Origin of the sequence: Hymenobacter sp. GOD-10R (assembly GCF_035609205.1) — a bacterium.
Taxonomy (GTDB): Bacteria; Bacteroidota; Bacteroidia; order Cytophagales; family Hymenobacteraceae; genus Hymenobacter.
Genome location: NZ_CP141184.1, coordinates 2,193,286 through 2,211,769, shown reverse-complemented (window position 1 = coordinate 2,211,769; position 18,484 = coordinate 2,193,286). Strand labels below are relative to the sequence as shown.

The following is an 18,484-nucleotide window of genomic DNA, read 5'->3' as shown; positions in this document are numbered from 1 at the left end:
CCGCCGTCGATTGAGGATTACTGCTGGTCGATTTGCGTTGGCTCGACTTCGAGATGGCGCCACCTTTACCGTACTCCTCTCGCTCTCTGGCGTCAACCTAGCTTCATCCTCGTCCGCTTTTTTATGGCAATTACTTCTGTTCGACCCGCTTTACCTCACCAACCGGCGGCCGTTTTCTGGGTGCGATTTCAGCGGTGGCAAGATCAGGTACGGGAGCCGGCCCTTACGGTGCTGCTAGTCATTCAGCTCACCTTTCTCTTTATCGTCGGGCCGCTGTCTAACATCAATGCCCTTCCCCACTACCTACTCGATGGCGCGCAAGTGGTGATGCCGATGGTTTCCTTTTTCGCCTTGCAGCGTCATAATAAGGTGCGGCTGCTCATCCTGGTGACCATTGCGCCGATGATATGGGTTCTGTTTGCGGGCTCCAACATCTACATTGGCATGTTGCTGCGCACACTCGTGACGCTGGCGGTGACAGTTGCCGTGGCGCAAGCTGTGTTTCAGGCCCGTAAGGTCACGCGCCACCAACTGCTAGGGGCTGTGGTCGTATACCTGAACATTGCGTTGCTGTTTGTGGGCGCTTTTGCGGGCGTGAAATGCCTGTTTCCCGACGCCTTCATGACCTTGAGTAAGGCCCCGCTGCAATCTGGCGAGCTGGTTTACTTCAGCCTAACCACCATTACTTCCACTGGCTACGGCGACATTCTGCCGGTGCACCCGCTGGCCCGCAGTCTCGCTAATTTGGAGGCCGTGTCGGGGCAGCTCTTCCTGGGCGTGTTCCTCGCCCGTCTGGTGAGCTTGCACGGCAGCTTTCAAGGTTTCAAACAAGGCCTTGGCTTCTGATGCTGTTGCGGGCTCCTTGCCGTAAGTAATTGCTATCTAGGTTCAGCGCCAAAAATCTTACAGAAACCAGCCGCTCTCCGGAGCAAGCGTGACATACACCGCAGCCCCTGGTACATAATCGTGCGCGCCGGTTTTGGCCGTGATGCTGGTGCCTGCGAGCTTTATTTCTAGCTCGGAATAAGCGCCAAAAAACCTAGCCTGCGTCACTTCGCCTAAGAGGCCCCCATTATCTTCTGACGATATTTTAAAATCCTCCGGCCTAATTACCAGCGCCTCGCTCGTAATTTCTATTCCAGCTAATTCTGCGAAGACAGGCACTGCTTCGCCGGTTATTAAATTATAATCTCCGAAAAGTGACGTGGTATATTCATCCACGGGCTGCCGGTAAATCTGCGCAGGCGTGCCGCGCTGAATTAATTGGCCAGCCTTCAGCACCATAATTTCATCGGCCCACGAAAGAGTATCGTGCGGGTCATGCGAAATTAAAATACACGTAATACCTAGCTTTTCGCCGAGGTCGTGAATAACTGATTTCAGAATATTCTTGTGCACCCGATCCAAGTTTGAAAAAGGCTCATCCAGCAGCAGCAGCGTTGGCGAAGCTAAGAGCAACTTAGCCAGCGCAATACGCTGACGCTCGCCTCCAGAAAGTTGGTTGGTCTTGCGCGTAATTAAATGATTGATGCGGCACACGTCGTACAGCGTGCGCGCCTGTTCAGCTGTTAACTTATTAGCGTAGCGCAGTACCTGTTCTACCCGCAAAAACTGCGGCAGTTCAAATTGCTGCGACAAGTACGCAATAGCTGGGTGGCCCGGCACCAATTTATCGGCGGGCCCTCTTACAATTTTATCCTCGAAGCGAACTTCACCAGTTTCGGACTGAAGTAAGCCGGCGGTAATTTGCAGCAAGGTACTTTTTCCGGCGCCGGTTTCGCCCGCAATAGCTAGCTTCTGAAATTTTTCTAAGGTGAAGCTAATATCCTTTAAAGCGAATTTATTATTCTCCTGTAGCGATATTCCTGTGACACTCAATAAACTCATATAATTCGAGGAGAAGTTTTGGGTGAACTACCCGAGCACCTAGGTTGGGTGGGGCCGTCAGTGGCAGTTGCGCAAGGCGAAGGTACAGCCTGCGCGTTCCAGGCTACTAGTGGGCAGGGAAATAGTTACGTGCGAGCCAATCCGTCCTTCGGACCAAAGGAAAAGCGTATGGTGGCTTTGCTCTGATGATGAGCCCAGCTTGGCTTTTGACTGCGCTCCATATAACCCTCTAGCATACAGATAGAAAACGCGTCATAAATAAGCGTTAACCGTTTATTTTTTGTACCTTATCTGAGGCGATTTGCTCTCGGTTTTCCCTTCTTTCTCTTCCACCCGTGCCATGCAAAACATCCTCGTTCCTACCAACTTCTCCCCGCAGTCGCATCATGCTTTTGAGCTCGCGCTGCAACTAGCTCATCGTACGGGCGGTCACATTACCTTGCTACACGTGATTGACGCTCCCAAAACCTCTGGAATGGTAACGACCGGCGGAGTGGCGAGCGGTTCGTCGCTTGAGGGCGTGTTTATGGTCCAGTTGCTGCAACGCACCAAGCGCCGCATGCACGAGCTTATGGCCGAAATGGCCGGCAAGTGGCCCGAGGTAGCCGTACAGGACCACATTGCCACCGGCACCGTCGACGAAGCCGTTTTGGAGGTGGTTCGCGAACGACATATCGACCTGATCGTCATTGGAACGGAGGAGCATTCTCCTACTACCCATCTCTTCGCGCCCGACTCGCACGCCGAGCGCTTGGTGCGCCTGTCGCCCTGTCCGGTGCTCACCGTGAAGCACCCCGCGCCCGAGTTCGTCATGCATTCCATTGTGTTTGCCTCTGACTTCTCCCCCGAAGCCGACCGCGCAGTGAGCAGCCTGCGTCAGCTCACCGCTGCCTTCCCCGAGGCCACGCTGTATCTGCTTGATGTGGTCACCAGCGCCAGCGAGGCTCCGGCCGCGCTTGAGCGCATTCATGCCTTTGCCCAGCGCCACCAGCTAACCGCCTACCAGCACGAAGTATTCAGTGCGCCACAAGTGCGGACCGGTATCCCGAGCTACGCCGCCCGAACCCACGCCGATTTGGTTGTCATGCTTACCCACGCGCACACGGGTCTGGGGCACTTGCTGCACCACAACCTAGCCGAAAGCGTAGCCGTGCGGGCAGCGGCTCCCGTGTTGACGGTTCATACCTAGGTGCGGTGAAGCCGATTGCCCTAGGCTACGAGCCCAGGGCTATCGGCCCAACAGCCTTACGCCTGCTTTTGCACGGCTTCAGCCGGCTGGTTCTCCCTTTTATCGTCATCGGCCGCTGCTCTTGGCTCATATACCAGCACATACGCAGGCGGCAGATTCAGCAACACGTGGGCATGACTGGTGAGGCGGAAGAACTTCTCGAACAGCTTTCGATTCTGGAGCGAGTACTGAAACAGGATCAGCTTGCCGGCGGGCAGTAGTAGCTGTTGGGTATGCTCCACAATGCGCCAGCCTAGCTTTCGCGGCAGTGAGGAGAAAGGCAACCCACAGACTACATAGTCTACCTCCTGGATACCTAGCTTGCTCAGGTAGTCACCGGTTTTGTCGGCTGAGCCGTGGATGATGTGCACATTGGGCTGGTGGGCGTAGCGCTCTTGCAGGAGCGTGGCGAAGCGGCGGTTGGTTTCTACCAGCACGATGACCGTTTCGGCGCGGCGGCGCGCCACCAAGATATCAGTGAAGACGCCCGTGCCAGGGCCGTACTCCACGATACAGCGGGCAGCGGCAAAGTCGATGGGTTCTATCACTTTGTCGGTCAGCTCGCGCGAGCTCGGGATGAGCGAACCGACCATAGCGGGGTTACGGAAGAACTCTTCTACGAATGAGGGCATGACGATGCAGAGAATGGAGCGAAAGCAAGCCTAGGTAAAAACGACTTTGTACGACAGTTTTTGGCTTTTGATTAGTGCCTATTTCTGCTCGCTCAACCTTCCATTCAGCAACCCCAACCGTACTGTAAGCCACGCGCTGCGGCATTACGATCTAGTCAGCTCGATCCAAGAAACAGTGTTGCCTAGCCTTCCTCCCTTCTTACCGCCCCCCTCAGGTGCGCTCTAGCCGGAGGTTTTGGGCCACGTAGAAGAACCGCTCATCGTTTAGCGCTTCCGGGCTCTGTAAACCTGCTGTATTGTATTTGCCAAACCATTCGTTCACAATGGTGGCTTGCTCTTCCACCCCGAAATCCGACCAAGGAGCACGCGCGCTTACCTTGGCTTGGTCGTAGTGATAGTTACGGTTCAGCAGCGCATCGCACAGCAGACCTGGTGTAAAGGAAGAATGGTGAATTTGCCAGGCGTGCGTTAGCTCGTGAATGAGCACCTCCCCAGGATTCGTATAGGAGCCGCGCACCGCAGCCTGCACATCAGCCTCCAGCGTATGGTCGAAGTTCTTACCCATGTTCACCAAGATGGATCCATCGATGCCGGGCACCACAAACTCGCGCGCTACAAACCCTTTTTCGTTGTGACTGGGCGAGTACAAGTCGGTGATTCTGATGCGGTCGAAAGGCAACGTATTCCCGAAAACGGTGCGTGCTAATGCTTTTTCGGCTTCATTCAGCGACCGTGAACGAATATCAGCTAGCAGAGCAGTACCCGTGCCGGCCACCAAGGCCGGAATAATGGCGCTAGGTCCAAACACTAGTAGAATACCCGCCCCAACGGTGATACCCGCCAGTACATTAGGATTGATGAAGGTTTGGCCCGTGGCCGACCCTAGCTCCGCTCCTAACACCAGTACGGCACCAACCGCGCCGGCGAACTGCGCCGCCACGTAGGTTTCTACGATAACTGTAGCCACGTCGAGCACGGCACCAGTGACCCCAGACAAGTCTTTTTCTAAGTTGGTTTCGAGCTTCGCATCGGCCCGCAGGCCCATCCAAAACTGACGCAACGACGGGCTGCTATTGCTTTCATCCCAACTTCGCTGCCGGTCGCCGGGCGTGTCGGTGCCGAACACCCGCCCTTTGGTTTGTGCCACCACCACGATACCCGCCGATGCTGAGCGAATTGCCGCTTGCACGCGGTAAGCAAATGAAGGAAAACCCGTGGCGCGCACATGCCCGCGGAAGGTGTACGTGCCGTCGCTTCGAATTATGAACTCGACTTCGCCATGCAGTGCGTCGGCGTCGAGCGGGGCGCGGAAGATCCGCTCCTCCGGCTGCTCTAGGTGGCGTGTGAGCGCCGTGAGCGACAAGGGCTCCCCTAGCTGAAGCGCAGTGCCTAGGTCGCTTCTCAGTATGCGAAGCTCCGGAAACCACGATTTTTGAATTGCCTGCCGTACGCTTTTCATGGCGACGCTTATTGCAAAGCAATTAAAACCGGAATCAGCCCTTGGCCTTCTTTGAGCGGCCGCAATGCTTTGCCAAGTACTGCACCGAAGGCTTTTAGCGGCTCGGAAGCTTTCATGGCGTGCCCGGGCGTAGCAGAGGTCGTTAGCAAATCACCCACCTCAATCGAGGCGTAGCCTGCATCGACTTTGCAATACACCTTGCCCATCAGAGCAAGAGGCTTACGGTTCGTTCGCGCGGGCTGCTGATCCAGTACAATGCCGGGTTTGTAGGCTCCAGCGCCAGAAATGACGCCCGCGACGCGCTTATCGTAAGGCTGCTGACTGGCGTGCAACGCATCTTCCCCCAGCACCATCACCGTTCCGGGCTCCACGGAGCTAGCGTCGGCTATGTCAAAGTCTTCGGCGCAGTCAGCGTTGGCGAGCCGGATGTCACCCGTTACGTCTAGGTCGCCTTTCACTTCTACCCTTCCTTCGAAGAAGCCAGCTACTCGGCCACCCTTGCCATACACGCCCGCGCCGCTCTGGCTAATGCCGACCACGCCACTACCGTCGCCTTTGTGCTCGCCCCACACGCCGGCGCCACCCGTGGTGCTCGTCGTTTCGCCGTAGATGCCGTGCCAGGTCTTGCTTTTGCCAATGACGCCGGGACCAGTTGCCTCGCCATACAGGCCAGCGCCGCCCGTAGTACTTTCGCTAAAGCCAGCCGTACCGTGCCAGGTTTTGCTTTTACCAATCACGCCGGAACCAGTAGCTTCGCCATAAACGCCAGAACCAGTGTCACTAAGCCCGACAACCCCGAACCAGCCAGTACTTTTTCCTACCACGCCGCTGCCCTGACTTTCGCCCAGTACGCCATAGCCCGTTTGGCTAGTGCCATGAACGCCGTAGCCGGTATTGCTGGTGCCCGTTACGCCGTCCCCGGCCGTATTTTCTCCTTTTACGCCGGGCAGTGTAGCATCCGCGGAATCACCTGTCAAATTTGCCATGCTGAGCTTGTCTCTAAAGTGTATAGACTATTGTTGTGCTTACTAATGCGTACCTAGGGCGCGGCTATTTATTCAGTAAGCCTGACCCTAGCTTATTACTCTAGAAGTAATCACGCACCTACTGCGGCTTAGCAAGCAGTAGCAGGCAGGCGTGCTTACTAGGTTGCGCGCAGCTGTTTTGCTGACGTTCCCTGGGCTTTGCGCTCCATCTGAACAGCCTGTTAACGGCCTCCCACAACCCTATTGGCTAGTGGTATCTTTCGCCAAGGTAGTACCACTAGTACAGCACAACAATCACATAATGATGTGATACACAGCAAAAAAGGCAATTTCACAAGTTCAACAAGAACCTTCTAACACTACTGGGATGCGCCGCTGCGAAACCTAGCAAGGTATGGTGCCGTGCGGCTTGCCTTCACCTTCGCTACCTCGGCAGGCGAACCAGCGGCTACGACCTGCCCACCCTCGTCGCCGGCGCCGGGACCCATGTCAAGCACCCAGTCGGAGCCAGCCACCACGCGCATATCATGCTCCACCACGATGACCGTGTTGCCAGCTTCCACGAGGCCGTCGAGCTGCGTCATCAGCTTCTCCACATCGGAGGGGTGCAGACCGGTGGTGGGCTCATCGAGCACGTAGAGCGAGTTGCCGCGTTGGGCACGTTGTAGTTCGGTAGCTAGCTTGATGCGCTGGGCCTCGCCGCCCGAAAGCTCGGTGGCCGGCTGGCCGAGGCGCAGATACCCTAGACCCACCTCGCGCAGCACGGTGAGGGGACGCAAAATCGTCGGCTCGTCGGCAAAGAACTCCCAGGCAGCATCTACAGTCAGACCGAGCACCTCGGCAATGTTCTTGTCGCGGTAGGTGACTTCCAAGGTTTTGGCGTTGTAGCGGGCGCCGTGGCAGACGGGGCACGGGGCGTACACGCTTGGCAGAAACAGCAGCTCTACCATCACAAAGCCTTCGCCTTGGCAGTTTTCGCAGCGCCCTTTGGCTACGTTGAAAGAGAACCGACCGGCATCGTAGCGGCGCGCTTTGGCCGTTTTGGTAGCCGCAAACAGCTTACGAACGTGGTCGAAGAGGCCGGTGTAGGTCGCCATGTTGGAGCGCGGCGTGCGGCCAATCGGCTTTTGGTCCACGCGCACCAGACGCTTGATCTGTTCCATGCCCGCCACGATTTGTCCACCTAGCTCCGCGGACTCGGTGCGCTCCAGCGGGTCGGCTTCTTCCTCCTCGGCTTCCACCTCCTGACCTAGCTGCTCGGCCACGAGTTCCACCAGTACCTGGCTGACCAGGCTCGATTTGCCCGACCCCGACACACCCGTGACGGTGGTGAGCACACCCAGCGGAAACGCCACGTCGAGCTGTTCGAGGTTATTGCGCGTGACCCCAGCCAGCCGAAGCCAGCCCGTAGGCGTACGCGGTTGACGCAAGGACTGCTCAGCGTCGGAGGTGAACAGGAAACGACGGGTTTGCGACGTTTCAATAGTCGCGAGGCCTTTCGGTGGTCCGCTATAGAGCACCTCGCCACCTTGCTCGCCCGCGGCGGGCCCCACATCCACGAGCCAATCGGCCTGCCGAATTACATCTAAGTTATGCTCCACGACAAAGAGCGAATTGCCTGCCTGCTTTAACCCTGCCAGCGCCTTCAGCAGGGCTTCCGTATCGGAAGGATGCAAACCGGCGGAGGGCTCATCGAGTACGTACACTACCCCAAACAGATTGGAATACAGCTGTGTGGCCAAACGCAAGCGCTGCAACTCGCCCGGTGACAGCGTGGGCGTGCTCCGCTCTAACGACAGGTAGCCTAGGCCTAGGTCGAGCAACACGGCGAGGCGAGCCACGAGGTCGGCCGCGATACGCTGTTTCACAATTAATTGCGCGGCGTCGTGCTCTTGGCGACTCGTGGCCGTGCCGTCGGCGTAGGCTTGCAGCAAGCCCGTCACGCGCTTCAGCGGCAGGCCCGACAAATCAGCAATGTCGAGCCCGGCAAACGTGACCGACAACGACTCGGGCCGCAGGCGCTTGCCGTGGCACAGCGGGCACTCGGTGCTGAGCATGTACTGCAAAGCCCGTTTTTTCATCAAGGGGCTTTGGGTGGTGGCGAAGGTGTGCAGCACGTGCCGCTTAGCGCTCGTGAAGGTGCCCATGTAGTTGGGCGGCTCTTTGCGCTTCAGGGCGCGCTGGGTTTCCTCGGGCGAGTAGCCGGGGTACACAGGCACAACCGGCTGCTCATCGGTGAACAGAATCCAGTCTCGGTCTTTTTGGGGCAAGTCGCGCCAGGGCGTATCTACGTCGTAGCCCATTGTGACCAGGATATCGCGCTGGTTCTGACCGCCCCAAGCTTGGGGCCACGCCGCAATGGCCCGCTCCCGGATAGTGAGCGAGTCGTCGGGCACCATGGATCTTTCGGTTACCTCGTAGATGCAACCTAGGCCGTGGCAGGTTGGGCAAGCGCCTTCGGGCGTGTTGGGCGAAAAGGCTTCGGCGTAAATAATGCCCTGGCCTGCGGGGTAGTCGCCTGCCCGCGAGTAGAGCATGCGCACCAGGTTGGAGAGCGTCGTGACGCTGCCCACAGAAGAACGCGTGGTAGGCGTGCCGCGCTGCTGCTGCAAGGCCACGGCCGGCGGCAACCCGTCGATGGCATCGACTTCGGGCACGGCCATTTGGTGAAACAGCCGCCGCGCGTACGGCGAAACCGACTCCAGGTAGCGCCGCTGCGCCTCCGCGTATAGCGTCCCGAATGCTAGGCTCGACTTGCCCGACCCCGATACGCCCGTGAACACGACCAACGCGTCGCGCGGAATTTCTAGGTCAACATTCTTCAGATTGTGCTCTCGTGCCCCGCGGACACGGACAAAACCAGTAAACTCTTTATTATCAAGAAGTGGTGAATCTTTCGCCATGTTGTAAAGCGCAATCAGTAAGTGCTGCTGAGCTCAAATACGCAGACCTAGCTTAATTCGCCGAATCAGAGCGTGTCAGGAACATTTCTTGCAGGGCACCGCACCTAGCTCCGAACATTTCCTAGTATCATCGTCGTACATCACGATTCTGTCCCCCTCTACCGTCTGTTGCTTTTGCGTACCGTTTCTCTTTTTTTAACCCTCCTGCTGGCTGCTGTCCTAGCTTTTGGCCAGAGTGGCTACCGGAAAGTGGTGGCACGTCGTGGTGACAATGTGGTAACGCTGCTGCGGCGCAACCGGCTCGACCCTAGCTCCAACCTTCGAGCCTTTCTGAGCCTCAACCGGGGCAAGCTTGGCAGAAAAAATACGCTGGTTGCGGGCCGAAAGTACACGCTGCCGCGCCCGCTATTGCGGCCTGTTGCCAAGCGCAACGTGCCAGCTTCCACCGTGGTGCCAAAGCTTGCGGCCAAACCTTCGAAGCTGAGCATTCCGCTGCCAGTGCTATTTGGACCTGCCTACAGCCAGGTGAGCGTACGTGACCAGCAATTGCGCGGAGCCGTGCTCTACGTTTCGACGGGGCACGGCGGCCCCGATCCAGGCGCTATTGGCAAGTACGGCGGCAACTCGCTGGCCGAAGACGAATACGCCTACGACGTAGGTCTACGCCTAGTGCGGGCCCTGCTAGAACACGGCGCCACGGCGTACATGATCATTCAAGACCCCAACGACGGCATCCGCGACCAAGCGGTGCTCAAGATGGATAACGACGAAGTGACGTACCCGCACCAGGTTACGCCCATCAATCAGCTTGCGCGCTTGCGTCTGCGCATCAACGCCGTAAACAAGCTCAAAGCTGCGCACAAGAACAGCTACCAGCGCTTTATTGGCTTGCACGTAGACAGTCGTAGCAGTGGCCAGAACATTGACGTGTTCTTCTACCACAACTCGGCAAGCGCCGCCGGCAAGCGCTTGGCGGAGCGCATCCACAAGACGTTCACGGCTCGCTACAAGCGCGCCCAGCCGAATCGGCCCTATTCCGGCACCGTCTCAACCCGCAATAGCCTGTACGTGGTGCGCAATAGTCACGCGCCCGCCGTGTTTCTGGAGCTAGGCAATATCCGCAATACCAAGGATCAACGTCGTTTTGTGGTACCCGATAACCGTCAAGCCATGGCTAACTGGATTTGCGAGGGCATTATCGCCGATTATAGAAGTCGTTAACCTCACCCCCAGCCCCTCTCCAAAAGAGAGGGGTGCCAGACGATCCAAGTCATTGATCCGTCAGAACGCACCCCTCTCTTTTGGAGAGGGGCCGGGGGTGAGGTCAGAATGCTACTGATCTAACCGCACCATACTTTCCGAATTCATGCAGTAGCGCAAGCCGCTTGGCTCGGGGCCGTCGGGGAAGACGTGACCTAGGTGGCCGTCGCAGACGTTGCAGAGCGCCTCGATGCGCTGCATGTGGTAGCTGTCGTCGAAGGCGTACTTGATGGCGTTTTTGGCCATTGGCTGTGTGAAGCTAGGCCAGCCAGATATGGCGTGGTACTTCTCAGTGGCATTGAACAGGAGGCTACCGCAGCCCACGCAGGCATACACACCAGGCTCGTAGGAACGGCAGTACGCGTTGCGGTACGGCGACTCGGTGCCCTTCTCCCGCAGCACCCGATACTGCGCAGACGTAAGCTGCGCCTGCCATTCCGCTTCTGTTTTCTCCACGCGCCGGGGCGGTTCGGGGTTGCTATATTTGGCAAATTTCAGGACGTCGATCCAGCGCAACACGAGTGCAGAGAACTATTGATAATGAAAGAGTTAATTGACAGCTGGGTTCATCAAAAGAAAGAGCAAATTGTGGTACACGATGCCAACTTCTCCATCGTGTAACCCATAAAGGCCGGCGTCTTCCATCAGGGCTTCTACCTCGGCGTAGTCTTCCACGAAATCTAGCTCTATCTCTTCTGCATTGTCTTCGGCTAGGGTGTGCGTAACGTAGCGCCGCTGGACTTCCAGCGTTATGAACAGCTTCTGGCGGAACGTTTGCGCAACGAGGAGAGCCGGAAACTGCTGGCGCTGTTTGCCTTTGTACGTGTGAATGACGGTCTTCTCGGCGTCGGGGGCATGTTGCAGGAAGGTCTCAAGGTCTAGGCTCATGCCGCAGTATACGACAAGTGGACAAGATAGCACGCTCCCGCGGCCTAAGCTGCACACCTAGCTAGCAAGCGGCCATACAAGCCACACAAGCTAGGCTGTAAAAAAGTGTTTGTTTCCCTTCTACTCTGGTGCGGCGTAAGCTTATTGGCCTGCCCCAACGCCAGCAAGAGCGCTAGGCCCTGTGTTCCAAGCCTGCGCGAGCGCATTATCCCATTGGTACACATCGGGCAATTGGCGGAGCTGGCTGCCTTCTGCCTCGCAGGTAAGGTAGCGCACATACAAGGGCACCGGTGCTTTCAGCGAAAATACCTGCGTGCGGTTCTGGCTTAAGCTCGTTTGCAAGTCTTTTACGCGCTTAATGGCCTGAGCGGCATCATCCCGTTGCAGCAGAAAACGCGCTAGCTCCAACGGCTTTTCCACCCGAATGCAGCCATGGCTCAGCGCCCGGTTATTTGCCCGAAAGGCAGCCTTGGTGGGTGTATCATGCAGGTAGATAGAATACGGATTCACAAACCTGAACACCACTCGCCCTAGCGCGTTGCGGCCTGATGGTGCCTGGCGCACTTGGTAGCGAAACGTTTCGGGGGTTACCTGTTTCCAGTTGATGCGATACGGGTTGGCTCGCTCTCCACCCGCCGTGTACAGCTTATAGCCGTGCCGATCGAGGTAGTTGGGCGCGCGGCGCAGCTGAGGCAGCATCTCGCCGACGGCAATGCTATGCGGCACACGCCACTCCGGCGCTGCCTGAAAATACGTGAGTTGGCTGTACAGCTCCGGGGTTGGGGTGTCGGCTTTGCCAACTACCACCCGGTAACTTGCCACCACCTGCGCGCCGCGTATCACTTGCAGGCTGTACGCCGGGATATTAACCACCATGTACACAGAATCCGCTTGCGGTTCCCAACGCAGCCGTTACTAGGTTCAGGGCCACGGGTAGCGCGAGGCGGCGGGCCGCGACGCTGTCGGTTTGCAGTAGGCGCTGCCACGCCCAGCGCAAGCGCACGTAGCTGCGAGAAGTGGGCTGCGCCGCTAACAGTTGCGTCGAAAACTGCCCACTGCGCAGCGCTTGCAGCACGTGTACCACCGGGTCGAAAGCTAGCTCGCTGCCCGACTGGGTTGGGCGCAATAGGGTATCGTTGATACGGCCATTGCGCAGATGCCGCGCAAAGCGCAACAATTCGGCTGTCAGCTGCTGCTCGGTGCGCACGCGCAGCGACACCGATAACGCCTGCTCCTGCTGCAACGAATCGAACATGCTGCGCAAGCGAGCCACCTTATAGTCTGTTGCTTTCAGCCCAAAATCCGCAGCCTTGGAAAGCAGTTGCAGCCCGGTCCAAGCTTCGGGCACGAGCGACGTGCTGCGCGTCCAAACCGGCAGATAGTTGGTGAGGCCGTAAAACTGGGCGACCTGCGCCGCATCGGTAGTGGTGACGAGGCTGCCGCTGAAGACGCGTTGGCGTAGCAACGCTGTAACTTGAGCGTCAGGCGATTCTGCGGCCGATGCTGTATTCAGTGTGAAGCCATTGTTGCATTCCAAAGCAAACGCTAAACACCCTAGGTAGCGCAGCCAAAAACCTAGGCTGCGGGGGTGGCAGGGAGTAAGTAGATAGGGTAAGTGTTTTCTCATGGCGCAGTCGTCTGGCAGCGTATCTTTCTACTCGTCAGGGGGGCGGCCGATGCATGGCCAAACTGCCCCTGATTCTCCACAACTAGCCAGCAACTGCTGGGACCTTTCTAGGTCACGTCTACGATACTATTTCCTGCCCGCCTCGCACTATGTTCTGAGCAAAATATGCCTGATACGGCCGGCAGATCTGACTCGACTTTTCGCCCTTCTTGAACAACAATAATTTACGCTTGTTTTCGGAATTATGCGTTGATTATCAGTTTTTTGATTCAACCTATATTACCCGGTAAGACCAGGAACAAGCTGCTGCATAAAATACCAAGCCAGCGGTGCCTAAGATGCGCGCGACAACTAGTAGGTTAGCGCTGCTTTCCGCTTCTGGGTGGCCTTGCTTTCTCCTACTCCACCTAGCTTATGGGGCGCAGTTTGTTTGACGTGTTCTGGTTTTCGCTGGCGTACCCCGTCTCATTGGTGGTAGCCGTGCTGATCGGCTATTGGGTGGCGGAGGTGAACTACCGACGGCGGCAGCGCATCTGGAAGCCTTCGGGCATCGAAAGTGCCTTCATTACGATTTACGGTCTGCTGCTTTCCTTCACGCTCCTTTCGTCCAACAACGCCCTGAAGGAACGAACCACGCTCATTCACCAGTCGTCGGAGGCTGTTACGGAGCTGTACCAAGAAAGCCAACTGCTGACGACGCCCACCTACCAGGCTGCGCGGACGTTTTTGCTACGCCTTCTGGCGCTGGAGCTAGCACAGCATCGCCCTGGGCAGCCAGGCAGCCCAACACACATGCGCGAAATAGCTAGCCTCGACTCCCAAGCTTGGCAGTATTTCCGCAAATATGCCCGCACGAACTCAGCTCAGGCAGCAGAACTACGACAGCTTCTGCCAGCTTTTCACAGGCTCCACGTGGCCACGTCGCGGCTACACTACTCCTACCAAGAGCGGACGCCCTCCCCTATCACGATGCTGTTGCTGGTTTCCTCTTGGGCCATCGGTATTTTGGTGGGCTTCACAAACAGCGCGCAGGAAACCCGTCACTACTTCGTCCCCGTCCTATTTGTCGTTATTTCCATGCTTACCATCCAAGCCATCCGTGACCTAGACGACCCCGAGCTTGGTTTCATCCGGCCCAATTACCGCAACCTGCAGGACTTACAAGCCATCTTGCAAAGCCGCCCCTAGGTTAGCGCCAGATGGAAAGCTTGGCACAATGCAGTTCCGGAGCGACAAAAGCTATCCTCGACTACGCGAAATAAGCGTAGCCATTCATACTTTTCCCGCCCTGAATGGCAGGAAGCCCTAGGCCTTCTCTCCCACCGTCCACCCTTTGCGGGGCACAGGCGTTTGGTCGGGACCAGGAATGAGCTGGTCGAGGACGTAGCCGGTGGTAAAGGCGTAGATACCTTTGTGTAGCAGGTCAATGGCCTGCTCATCTTTGGGCCACGTCCAGGGCAAGGCGCCGACGCCGGTGGCATTTTCCAAGGTTTGGTCGTTGAGCAGGCGTAGGTTCATGAACATGAACGAGCCCACGGGGCCGCGCAGGCCGCGCTCGGCCATGATGCTCCGCACAATACCCAGCACAATGCCTTGGCCCCAGTGCATGGCCCAGTTGAGGCCCAAGCGTTCTTCGTCGGGCTTGTGCGGGAGCTTCAGCAGTTTTTCCAACACGTGAGCGGGCACGTACGAGTTGGGGCGCTTGGTGAAGCGCTGCTCGATCTTCTCGGCCAGCGTCATGGCGGCCACGCCGGCCGCGCCAGCTGCTAGGCCATATAGTATTGATTTGCCAGTCATGGTTGTCTTCTCCCTGTTCGGCCTAGCTGCAACGCCGCCGAACTGTTTACGCAGCTTCAAGAAACTGCTTGTTTCTACCGTTGTGCTTGCCTCTCATTGAGGCAAAATATGCTGGGGTTTACGGGTGCGGAAGCAGGTAGTTTGGGAAGAAACATGCCTAGCTGAACTGTAGAGGCCGTTTTCATTGGAGCAATTTCCACCTAGCTGTTCCCTACCTGCTGCGCGGGGAAGTTTTTTTTTGTTAGGTTTCGTGCTCTCAACTCCCACCTAAAAACGTATGAAGATGAAGGTAACCCTAGCTCGCCCGTGGCTGAGCAAGACCAGTCTGCTATTGCTGCTCCTTGTGGCGCTGCTAACGACTCAGACCCACCAGGCAACTGCTGCTGACCGCGAACTATACCAGCTCAAGATTTACCACTTGAAGGACAAGCAGCAGGAAGACCGAGTCGATGCGTTTCTGAAAGATGCCTTCCTGCCCGAACTGCACAAGCTAGGTATCCAAAGGATTGGCGTTTTCAAACCCATCGGCAACGATACGGCTGCCGATCGGCGCATTATGGTGCTGATTCCCTACAAGTCCTTCAACCAATTACAAAGCGTAACCGAACGCCTAGAACAAAGCCCAAGCTTCGGCAGCAACCAAGGCTACTGGACCGCTGCCTACGACAACCCACCTTACAAGCGATTGGAAACCATTCAGCTACAATCTTTCGCGGATAAAATTCAGCTGCAAGCGCCCCCGCTAAAAGGGCAACGCGCCGAGCGGGTGTATGAGCTGCGCAGCTACGAAAGCCCCAACGAAAAGCTACACCTGAACAAGGTCCAGATGTTTGTGAAAGGCGACGAAGTAGGGCTATTCAAACGCCTAGGTTTCAATGCGGTCTTCTACGCACGGGTCATGGCAGGTAGCCACATGCCCAACCTGATGTACATGACCACTTTCGAGAACCAAGCAGCCCGCGATGAGCACTGGAAAACCTTCGGCGCTGACCCAGAGTGGAAAAAGCTCTCTGCTTTACCCGAGTACCAGCATAACGTCTCCAAAAACGAGCAGATGTTTCTGCACCCAACGGATTATTCTGACTATTAAAATAGCTTAGAGCAACGAAAGAAGCCCTAGCTGCTGGTGCAGCTAGGGCTTCTTTCGTTATTGAGCAATGCTAGGTTAGATGTTTTACTTGTGGCGCTTAAACGTCAGATAATCCAAGTAGTACAGCACCTTCACCGACAGCGAGTTATTATGCGGGGTGTTGATGGTGTTGTTGAAATTGTTGAAAAACTGGGGCGTAGCCTCTTCGGCGAGCAGCGACGTGTAGCCGGCATTTTTCCAGACGATGCTCACTTGGGAGCCGGGCGCAAACCACCACGCGTATACCGCGTCCACGTTGAAGGCATTGTAGGTATTGTCGCGGTTGCGGCGGTAATCGGCTAGCTGCTCGTCGCCGTTGGGAGCTAGGGTGGTGAAGTCGGCGTAGCGCACGTTGCTGGTGTAGTGGCGCGTGCGCAGCGTGAACGACATGCGGTTGTTGAAGGTGTAGGCCACCGACACCACGTTAGACACCGTTGCCACGTCGCGCCGCCCTAGTAATATCTGCCCCTTGAACGGTTGGTCGAGCGGCTCGTCGTCGTTGAGGCCGCCGTTGACGTAGCCGATCTGGTTTTGGGCTAGGCTCCAATCGATGCTGTAGCGAAACGTGAGGTGGTCATTGACGCGGTAGCGCGGGTAGAAGCCAAAGCTGTAGTTGAAGCGACGCGGGCGCGGCAGCCGTCCGTCGAGGGCGTAGACGCGGTTGCCGGCATTGATGCCATACGACAGCTTTTTGCGCGTATCTGAGTTCAGAAAGAACACGATACCCGTGTTGCCGGGCACCCGCACCACGTAGCGGCCTAAGGGCGCCACGCGCGGCTCGTAGAAGTCGTAGGAAGTGGGATTAGTGTCGAAATCGTAGCCGACTTGCAGGAAACTCTTGGTGAACGTGGTATTGAAGCCATGATACACGTAGAAGTTCTGATAGCGCGTGGGCTGGTACAGCAGTGAATGGCCAATTTCCCAGAAAAAGGACATGTTGTTGACCTTCCAGAAGGGCTTGTATTTGCGATACGCTAGGTCCACGGTTTGGGTGATGTTGTTGTTACCGAACAGGATACCTAGGTCGTTGGGGTTGTACGTGGCCGACTCAATGCGGTGGTTCACGCTCCAGGTGAAGTTGCCGCTGATTTTGCCCACCCCTAGGGTGTACTTGTAGCCGTCGCGGTCGTCGATATTTTTCTCAGTACCGAAGCTCATGCCGCGCCGCCGCGAGTAGATCAGGCTGCCATCCACGGCGTAGGCGTTTTTCTTGTTGGCAAAGCGAAACAAGCCGCCGGTCACGTTGGCGTCGTAGGTGCTGCCGGCCCGCGTCACGTTGGTGTTGATCAGGCTCACGTAGGAGTTGTTCTTTAGCGACTGATCCAGCACGAAGATATTGTAGTTGCTCAGCGGCTGGGTTAGCACGCGGCGGTCGTCACCGGTTTCCTCGTTGCGCACGGTGGCGTACATCTCACTCGACACGGCGTTGAACAGCCCAATACCTAGCCCCTTACTCGTGCGCCCCGATACTTTGGTAGCGTTCAGCAGGCGTGTTTCGGCGGGGTTGCGCAGTACCTTTTCGTGGGCACCTAGCCCCACGTTGTAGAAGCCAACCGGCGTGGCGCCCACTCGCCGCGAGTAGAACAGGTTGCCCTTATTGAATAGCTCGGTGCCTTCGGTGAAAAACTGGCGGTTCTCGTTGAATTGCACCTCGAAGGGTGAGAGGTTGAGCACTTGGTTGTCGCTCTGCACTTGCCCGAAATCTGGCACTAGCGTCGCATCAAGGGTGAAGCTCTCGTTGATGCCCCACTTCAAATCAGCGCCACCGTTGAAGCTGGTAGTCGTGCGGCGCGTGTCAGCAGCGTTCAGCGGGTTGTGGTTCACGTAGGCCGACACGTAGGGCGTGAGCGAGAGACGCAGCGGTGGCTTGATGTCGCGCACACCGCGCAGGTCGCCCCATTGGTTCACGAAGCCATTGACAGCGGGCTTCACTTCATTCCAGAAAAACTGGGCGTTGTCGCGCTTGCGTTGGCGGGCAAAGTTGAGGCCCCACAGCTGCTCGGGCGCGTTGCTGAACCGAATAGCCGAGTACGGAATACGCATTTCGGCAATCCAATCGGTGCCGCGCTGGCTGGTGCGGGCGTCCCACACGGCGTTCCAGTTAAAATCTTCCCCACCGGCGGGCGAATAGCGGCCATCGAGCTGCACGCCGGAGGTGGTCACAGTGAAGTTGTAGCCGTTGAGCTGGTCGTGGTACGTGTCGAGGAATATCGAGAAGATATCGGTGTTGCCAAACTGGTCGCGTTGGGTTATTTCCCGCAGGATAGAATCCGGCGACGAATCGTGCATGATGGCGCCCACGTAGAGCGCGGCATCGTCGTAGAGCACCCGCACCTCCGTTTTGTTCTTCTCCGGCACGCCAGGGTTGGGGCGTTGCTGAATGAAGTCGGTGGCAATGGGCGCCTGTTGCCACACCGCCTCGTCGAGCACGCCATCGAGCTTAATGGCTTCGCGAATGCGCACGGCTTGCAGTTGGCGCTTCGGGGCGGGCACCGCAGCGGCAGTACCCGTGGCCGGTGTGGTGGCAGGAGTTTGGGCTACTGCTAGTTGAAGCCCACCGATCGTACCGAGGAGCAACAAAAAACAACGTAGTGTAGAGGTAAGTAGCATATCCTCAATAAGCTTAAGGGGCAATAGGACGAAAAAAGAAGCACAAACCGCCCCAAAACTGCGGACACAGCAGTGCCC

General features: G+C 57.1%; 16 protein-coding genes. 5 read left to right on the top strand and 11 right to left on the bottom strand.

Going from position 1 to position 18,484, the window contains the following annotated elements; all coding sequences use genetic code 11:
• The first annotated feature begins 123 nt into the window (after positions 1 to 123).
• A complete protein-coding gene (locus SD425_RS08940; protein WP_324677605.1) occupies positions 124 to 846 on the top strand; it encodes a potassium channel family protein in 723 nt (240 codons plus the stop codon).
• A 57-nt stretch (positions 847 to 903) separates the two neighbouring features.
• On the opposite strand, the gene SD425_RS08935 is transcribed toward SD425_RS08940, so the two are convergent.
• Positions 904 to 1,887 carry an ABC transporter ATP-binding protein gene (locus SD425_RS08935; RefSeq protein ID WP_324677603.1) on the bottom strand — a complete coding sequence of 328 codons (984 nt, stop codon included), beginning with the start codon at positions 1,885 to 1,887 and terminating at the stop codon, positions 904 to 906.
• A gap of 340 nt (positions 1,888 to 2,227) precedes the next feature.
• Between SD425_RS08935 and SD425_RS08930 the strand changes: the two genes are divergently transcribed.
• Positions 2,228 to 3,076 (top strand): universal stress protein, encoded by an 849-nt coding sequence (locus SD425_RS08930; RefSeq protein ID WP_324677601.1) that lies wholly within the window; start codon positions 2,228 to 2,230, stop codon positions 3,074 to 3,076.
• Between the two features lie 56 nt (positions 3,077 to 3,132).
• Here SD425_RS08930 and SD425_RS08925 read toward each other — a convergent pair whose 3' ends face one another.
• From SD425_RS08925 to uvrA, 4 genes are all read right to left on the bottom strand, one after another.
• Complete coding sequence (locus tag SD425_RS08925; protein ID WP_324677599.1) at positions 3,133 to 3,747, bottom strand: class I SAM-dependent methyltransferase; 615 nt, start codon at positions 3,745 to 3,747, stop codon at positions 3,133 to 3,135.
• 211 nt (positions 3,748 to 3,958) lie between these two features.
• The gene (locus tag SD425_RS08920) at positions 3,959 to 5,206 is read right to left on the bottom strand and encodes a hypothetical protein (RefSeq protein WP_324677597.1); all 1,248 of its coding nucleotides are present in this window, start codon (positions 5,204 to 5,206) and stop codon (positions 3,959 to 3,961) included.
• 8 nt (positions 5,207 to 5,214) lie between these two features.
• Entirely contained in the window at positions 5,215 to 6,192 is a 978-nt protein-coding gene (locus tag SD425_RS08915; RefSeq protein ID WP_324677596.1) for a hypothetical protein, read from the bottom strand.
• 359 nt (positions 6,193 to 6,551) lie between these two features.
• Positions 6,552 to 9,095, bottom strand: a complete 2,544-nt coding sequence (uvrA, locus tag SD425_RS08910; RefSeq protein ID WP_324677593.1) for an excinuclease ABC subunit UvrA — start codon at positions 9,093 to 9,095, stop codon at positions 6,552 to 6,554.
• Positions 9,096 to 9,269: 174 nt separating this feature from the next.
• On the opposite strand from uvrA, the gene SD425_RS08905 reads away from it, so the two are divergent.
• Positions 9,270 to 10,316 carry an N-acetylmuramoyl-L-alanine amidase gene (locus SD425_RS08905; protein ID WP_324677591.1) on the top strand — a complete coding sequence of 349 codons (1,047 nt, stop codon included), beginning with the start codon at positions 9,270 to 9,272 and terminating at the stop codon, positions 10,314 to 10,316.
• A gap of 111 nt (positions 10,317 to 10,427) precedes the next feature.
• On the opposite strand, the gene msrB is transcribed toward SD425_RS08905, so the two are convergent.
• The 4 genes from msrB to SD425_RS08885 all read right to left on the bottom strand — a co-directional run bounded on the left by msrB (position 10,428) and on the right by SD425_RS08885 (position 12,870).
• Positions 10,428 to 10,874 (bottom strand): peptide-methionine (R)-S-oxide reductase MsrB, encoded by a 447-nt coding sequence (gene msrB, locus SD425_RS08900; protein ID WP_324677589.1) that lies wholly within the window; start codon positions 10,872 to 10,874, stop codon positions 10,428 to 10,430.
• A gap of 30 nt (positions 10,875 to 10,904) precedes the next feature.
• Entirely contained in the window at positions 10,905 to 11,243 is a 339-nt protein-coding gene (locus SD425_RS08895) for a hypothetical protein (RefSeq protein ID WP_324677587.1), read from the bottom strand.
• Between the two features lie 141 nt (positions 11,244 to 11,384).
• The gene (locus SD425_RS08890) at positions 11,385 to 12,119 is read right to left on the bottom strand and encodes a L,D-transpeptidase family protein (RefSeq protein ID WP_324677585.1); all 735 of its coding nucleotides are present in this window, start codon (positions 12,117 to 12,119) and stop codon (positions 11,385 to 11,387) included.
• Positions 12,109 to 12,870: a hypothetical protein gene (locus SD425_RS08885; RefSeq protein WP_324677583.1), complete on the bottom strand. Its 762-nt coding sequence runs from the start codon at positions 12,868 to 12,870 to the stop codon at positions 12,109 to 12,111. The genes SD425_RS08890 and SD425_RS08885 overlap by 11 nt, the downstream gene beginning before the upstream one ends.
• A 414-nt stretch (positions 12,871 to 13,284) precedes the next feature.
• Between SD425_RS08885 and SD425_RS08880 the strand changes: the two genes are divergently transcribed.
• A complete protein-coding gene (locus SD425_RS08880; protein ID WP_324677581.1) occupies positions 13,285 to 14,058 on the top strand; it encodes a hypothetical protein in 774 nt (257 codons plus the stop codon).
• A gap of 117 nt (positions 14,059 to 14,175) precedes the next feature.
• On the opposite strand, the gene SD425_RS08875 is transcribed toward SD425_RS08880, so the two are convergent.
• Positions 14,176 to 14,727, bottom strand: coding sequence for a hypothetical protein (locus SD425_RS08875; protein ID WP_324677579.1), 552 nt, complete (start codon positions 14,725 to 14,727; stop codon positions 14,176 to 14,178).
• Positions 14,728 to 14,944: 217 nt separating this feature from the next.
• On the opposite strand from SD425_RS08875, the gene SD425_RS08870 reads away from it, so the two are divergent.
• Complete coding sequence (locus SD425_RS08870; RefSeq protein ID WP_324677577.1) at positions 14,945 to 15,757, top strand: NIPSNAP family protein; 813 nt, start codon at positions 14,945 to 14,947, stop codon at positions 15,755 to 15,757.
• Positions 15,758 to 15,841: 84 nt separating this feature from the next.
• Here SD425_RS08870 and SD425_RS08865 read toward each other — a convergent pair whose 3' ends face one another.
• On the bottom strand, positions 15,842 to 18,406 hold the full coding sequence (locus SD425_RS08865; protein ID WP_324677575.1) for a DUF5916 domain-containing protein: 2,565 nt from the start codon (positions 18,404 to 18,406) through the stop codon (positions 15,842 to 15,844).
• Positions 18,407 to 18,484 lie beyond the last annotated feature (78 nt).